2 protein-coding genes and 1 pseudogene are annotated in these 5,437 nt (G+C 69.6%); all 3 read left to right on the top strand.

Annotation, left to right across the window (positions count from 1 at the left end):
* Positions 1 to 685, top strand: a pseudogene (locus tag ACWEVN_RS46175) (hypothetical protein); the annotation flags it as partial.
* A 134-nt stretch (positions 686 to 819) separates the two neighbouring features.
* Positions 820 to 2,871, top strand: a complete 2,052-nt coding sequence (locus ACWEVN_RS46180; RefSeq protein ID WP_449686220.1) for a DNA gyrase/topoisomerase IV subunit B — start codon at positions 820 to 822, stop codon at positions 2,869 to 2,871.
* A 28-nt stretch (positions 2,872 to 2,899) separates the two neighbouring features.
* Positions 2,900 to 5,383, top strand: a complete 2,484-nt coding sequence (locus ACWEVN_RS46185) for a DNA gyrase/topoisomerase IV subunit A (protein ID WP_449686219.1) — start codon at positions 2,900 to 2,902, stop codon at positions 5,381 to 5,383.
* Positions 5,384 to 5,437 lie beyond the last annotated feature (54 nt).

The following is a 5,437-nucleotide window of genomic DNA, read 5'->3' on the forward strand; positions in this document are numbered from 1 at the left end:
CCCGGCCACCGGGTCCCCGGTGCCGTCGCCCGCCGAGCCCGCCCGCCCGGCGCAGCCGGAGGCGGGTTTCCCGGCCGCCGAGGCCGGCGCACCCGAAACCACGGCCGCCACCACCGAGCCCGCCACCGCGGAACCGGTTGCAGCCGAGCCGGAAGCCGCCGAAACCGTCGAAACCACCGACGTGCCGCGCCCGTCGTGGCCGCGCCCGGCCGAGCTCTACCTGGTCAGCCTGGTCGAAGGCGGCGAACCGAACGCCGAGGCCGCGTACCGGCTCGAGGAGCTGCAGCGCGAATACACCCACCCCGGTGAAGACGGCGAATCGCCGTTCCGGGTCGAACTGCTCTGGGCCGACGACGGCCAGGGCCAGGACCCGCCGCGCACGCTGCGCGCGGGCGTGCACGTGATCCCCGTCTACAGCCAGAAGCAGGGCCGCCCCCTCGTCGGGTCGCGGATCGAAGCCCCCGGGCTCGTCCTGCAGGCGTACATCGACGAGTTCGCCTACCCCCGCCGGACGTACTGCTACGTGCTGACCCGGCAGTCGGCCGCCAAACCGGCGTTCGGCGATCTCCGCAAGGCCCTCGCCGCGATCGGCGAGAAGCCGAACTTCCGGAACAGTTTCCAGGTCCCGCGGAAGATCGAAGCCCTGCTGGGCCTGTGGCCCGACCTGGGCTACGACCCCCGGTAGCGGGCGGCGCACGCCACTCCGGGAGCGGGAGCGCGCGAAAGTTGTCGGGGGTGGCGGATATCCTGCACTACGGTGCAGGCGAGTCCGCACCACCACCAGCACTTTCGCGAGCCACGATCCGGGAGAACGACCCTGTGACTGCCGAGACCTTGTACGGGGCCGACGACCTGACGCATCTCGAGGGTCTCGAAGCCGTCCGCAAACGACCCGGGATGTACATCGGCTCCACCGACAGCCGGGGCATCAACCACCTCTTCTCCGAGGTGGTGGACAACTCGACGGACGAGGGCGTCGCCGGCCACGCGACGAAGATCGTCGTCACGCTGCACGCCGACGGCAGCGTCCAGGTGGACGACGACGGCCGCGGCATCCCCACCGGCACCCACGCCAAGTCCGGTTTGTCCGGCGTCGAGCTGGTGCTGACGCGGCTGCACGCCGGCGGCAAGTTCGGCGGCTCCGGCTACAAGACCTCCGGCGGCCTGCACGGCGTCGGCGCTTCGGCGGTCAACGCGCTGTCGCACCGCTTCGACGTCACGGTGAAGCAGGACGGCAAGGTCCACCAGATGTCGTTCAAGCACGGCGTCCCCGGCACGTTCGACGCGCCGGGCCCGAAGGCGAAGTTCACCCGCCGGTCCGGGCTGAACATCACCGGCAAGATGAAGCGCGGCGAGCGCAGCGGCACGTCGATCCGCTACTGGTACGACGCACGCTACTTCGAGTCGGGCGCGGCGCTCGACGTCGAAGGCGTCCGGTCGAAGCTGCGCAACACCGCGTTCCTCGTCCCGGGCGTCACGTACGTGCTGCGCACCGCGATCGAAGACACGATCAACGAGGAGACCTTCCACTTCCCGCACGGCCTGGCCGACATGGTCGACTTCCTCACGCCGTCGGGCGAGAAGCCGGTCTGCGGCACGCTGCTGATCACCGGCGAAGGCACGTACAAGGAGAACGCGGCCGACGCCGCCGGCGTCATGCAGTCCAATGTGGAGCGCCACGCCGAGGTCGAGGTGGCGCTGCGCTGGGGCACCGGCTACGAGCGCACGGTCGAGTGCTTCACCAACACGATCCGCAACGTCCACGGCGGCACCCACCGCCGCGGCTTCGACCGCGCGATGGCGAAGGCGTTGCAGGACGCGATCTCCAAGACCCGCGGGCTGCTCAAGCCCAAGGAGGACATGCCGACGATCGAGGACGTCCTCGAGGGCATGACCGCGGTGATCCACGTCCGGCTGCCGGAGCCGCAGTTCACGTCGCAGACGAAGGACGAGCTGTCCACCGCCGGCATCACCCGCGTGCTGCAGGGCATCGTCGACAAGCACGTCAAGGCCTGGACCGAGGATCGCAAGACGAAGTCCGAGGCCAAGGTCGTGCTGCAGAAGGTGGTCGACGCCTCCCGCGTCCGGCTCACCCAGAAGCAGCAGAAGGACGCCGCCCGGCGCAAGACGGCCCTCGAGGGCGCGGCGATGCCGCCGAAGCTGGTCGACTGCCGCACCACCGGCGTCTCCCGCAGCGAGCTGTTCCTGGTCGAGGGTGACAGCGCGCTGGGGTCGGCGCGGATGGCGCGCGTGTCCGAGTACCAGGCGCTGCTGCCGCTGCGAGGCAAGATCCTGAACGTGCAGAAGGCGTCGCTGGGCGACACGCTGAAGAACGCCGAGATCGCGTCGATCGTCCAGGTGCTCGGCGCGGGCACCGGGCGCACGTTCGACCTGACGACCATGCGCTACGGCCGGGTGATCCTGATGGCGGACGCCGACGTCGACGGCTCGCACATCCGCACCCTGCTGATCACGCTGTTCGCGAAGTACATGCGCCCGGTGATCGAGGACGGCCGGCTGTACGCGGCGATGCCGCCGCTGCACAAGCTCGTCACGAAGGGCCGCAACCCGGAGACGCACTTCACGTACACGCAGCAGGAGATGGAGACGAAGTTCGCCGAGCTGGAGCGGGCCGGCAAGAGCATCGTCACCCCGGTGCCGCGGTTCAAGGGTCTCGGCGAGATGGACGCCGACGAGCTGTGGGAGACCACGATGAACCCGGCCACCCGCTCGGTCCGCCGCATCACCATGGACGACGTCGAAGCCGCCGAAGGCGCGCTGGAGCTGTTGATGGGCGAGAAGGTCGAGCCCCGGCGCAACTGGCTGGTCGCCTCTTCGGACCGGATCGACCGCGAAGCCATCGACGCGTAAGTTTTCTCAGCTACCAAGGAGTTCTGCCGTGGCACGCCGCAAGGGCACCACCACCAAGGTCGATCCCAGCGCGTTCGACTCCCCCGGTGCGCACGTCTTCGACAACTCGCTCAAGACCGAGATCGAAGACTCCTACCTGGAGTACGCGTACTCGGTCATCCACTCGCGCGCCCTCCCGGACGCGCGTGACGGGCTAAAGCCGGTGCACCGCCGGATCCTGTACTCGATGAACGAGAACGGCTACCGCCCGACGCACGCGTACGTCAAGTCTTCGCGCGTGGTCGGCGATGTCATGGGCAAATACCATCCGCACGGTGACGTCGCGATCTACGACGCGATGGTGCGGCTGGCGCAGGACTTCTCGCTGAACGTCCCCCTGATCGACGGCCACGGCAACTTCGGCTCCCCCGACGACGGCCCGGCCGCCTCGCGGTACACCGAAGCCCGCATGTCGCCCGAGGCGATGCAGCTGGTCGGCGAGCTCGGCGAGGACACCGTCGACTTCCGGCCCAACTACGACGGCTCGCTCGAAGAGCCGTCCGTGCTGCCCGCGGCGTTCCCGAACCTGCTGGTCAACGGCACGTCCGGGATCGCGGTCGGGATGGCGACCAACATGATCCCGCACAACCTCGGCGAGGTCATCGCCGCGGCGCGGTGGCTGATCACGCACCCGTCGGCGACGCTCGACAAGCTGATGGAGTTCGTGCCCGGCCCCGACCTGCCGACCGGCGGCAAGCTGCTCGGCCTGGACGAGGTGCGCCGCGCGTACGAGACCGGCCGCGGCGTGGTCCGGATGCGCGCGAACGTCGAAACCGGCCCCCTCGAAGGCAGCCGCGGGCGGCAGGCGATCACCGTCACCGAGCTGCCCTACGGCGTCGGGCCGGAGAAGGTGATCGAGAAGATCACCGACGAGGTCAACAAGTCCAAGCGGCTCACCGGCATCGCCGACGTCAAGGACCTCACCGACCGCGAGAACGGCACGCGGCTGGTCATCGAGTGCAAGGTCGGCGTCAACCCGCAGGCGCTGCTGGCCGACCTGTACCGGCTCACGCCGCTGGAGCAGTCGTTCGGCATCAACAACCTGGTGCTCGTCGACGGCCAGCCGCAGACCCTGGGCCTGAAGGAACTCCTGGAAGTATTCCTGCGGCACCGCTACGACGTCGTCACGCGGCGGACCAAGTACCGCCGCCGCAAGCGCGAAGAGCGGCTGCACCTGGTCGACGGCCTGCTGATCGCGCTGCTGAACATCGACAAGGTGATCCGGCTGATCCGCGAAAGCGAGAACGCGCAGGCCGCGAAGGACGGCTTGATGACGCGCTTCAAGCTGTCGGAGATCCAGGCGACGTACATCCTCGACACGCCGCTGCGCCGGCTGACCAAGTACGACCGCCTCGAGCTGGAGTCGGAGCAGGAGCGGCTGCGCGAGGAGATCGCGGAGCTGACCAAGATCCTGGACGACGAGTCGGTGCTGAAGAAGCTCGTCTCCTCGGAGCTGGCGAAGATCGCGAAGGACTTCCCGACCGAGCGCCGCACCGCCCTGATCGACGGTGACCTGAAGGAGGTCCTGGCCGCGTCGAAGCCGTCGGGCCCCCTGGAGGTCGCGGACGACCCGTGCCAGGTGATCCTGTCGGCGACCGGCCTGGTGGCCCGCACGGCGGCCGAGTCCGAGGAAGCGACGGAGACGCGTCGCCGCAACGGCCGTGTGAAGCACGACGCGGTGGCGGCCCTGGTCCACACAACCGCCCGCGGGCAGATCCTCCTGGTGACCAGCCGCGGCCGGGCGTTCAAGACGGACGTCCTGCCGTTGCCGGTGCTGCCCGAGCAAGCGGGCACGGTCTCACTGCGTGGCGGCATGGCGGCGAAGGAACTGGTGCCGCTGGAGAAGGGCGAGACGGTCGTCGGGATCGCGCCGCTGGGTGAGCAGGCGGCGGGCTCGCCGGGTCTGGCGCTCGGCACCCGGGCCGGCGTCGTGAAGATCTGCGCGCCGGAGTGGCCGGTCCGCTCGGACGAGTTCGAAGTGATCTCGCTGAAGGACGGCGACGAAGTCGTCGGCGCCACGTGGCTGACGGACGGTTCGGAGACGCTGGCGTTCGTGTCGTCGGAGGCTTCGCTGCTGAAGTACGCGGCGTCCTTGGTCCGCCCCCAGGGCCTGAAGGGCGGCGGCATGGCGGGCATGAACGTGGGCGCGGGCTCGGTGGTGTTCTTCGGAGCGGTCCGCACGGACGACGACGAGCACGGCGAACCGCTGGTGATCACGGCAACGGGCCAGAGCGTGAAGGTGACCCCGTTCAGCGAGTACCCGGCGAAGGGCCGCGCGACCGGAGGCGTCCGGGCCCAGCGTTTCCTCAAGGGCGAGACGGCGTTGAGGGTGGCCTGGATCGGCCCCCGCCCAGCCGGAGCGGCCCGCAACGGAGACCCGGTGGAGTTGCCGGAGATCGACGTCCGCCGCGACGGCTCCGGCCACGCCCACCCGGGCCCGGACGTGGTAGGCCACCTCATCGAGCGCGACTGACGGTCGTGAGTGTTTAGGCAACCAGGAGCCCGTCGGGTCCAAGGCGATCGTCGA

The sequence above is a fragment of the Amycolatopsis sp. NPDC003861 genome (assembly GCF_053605405.1).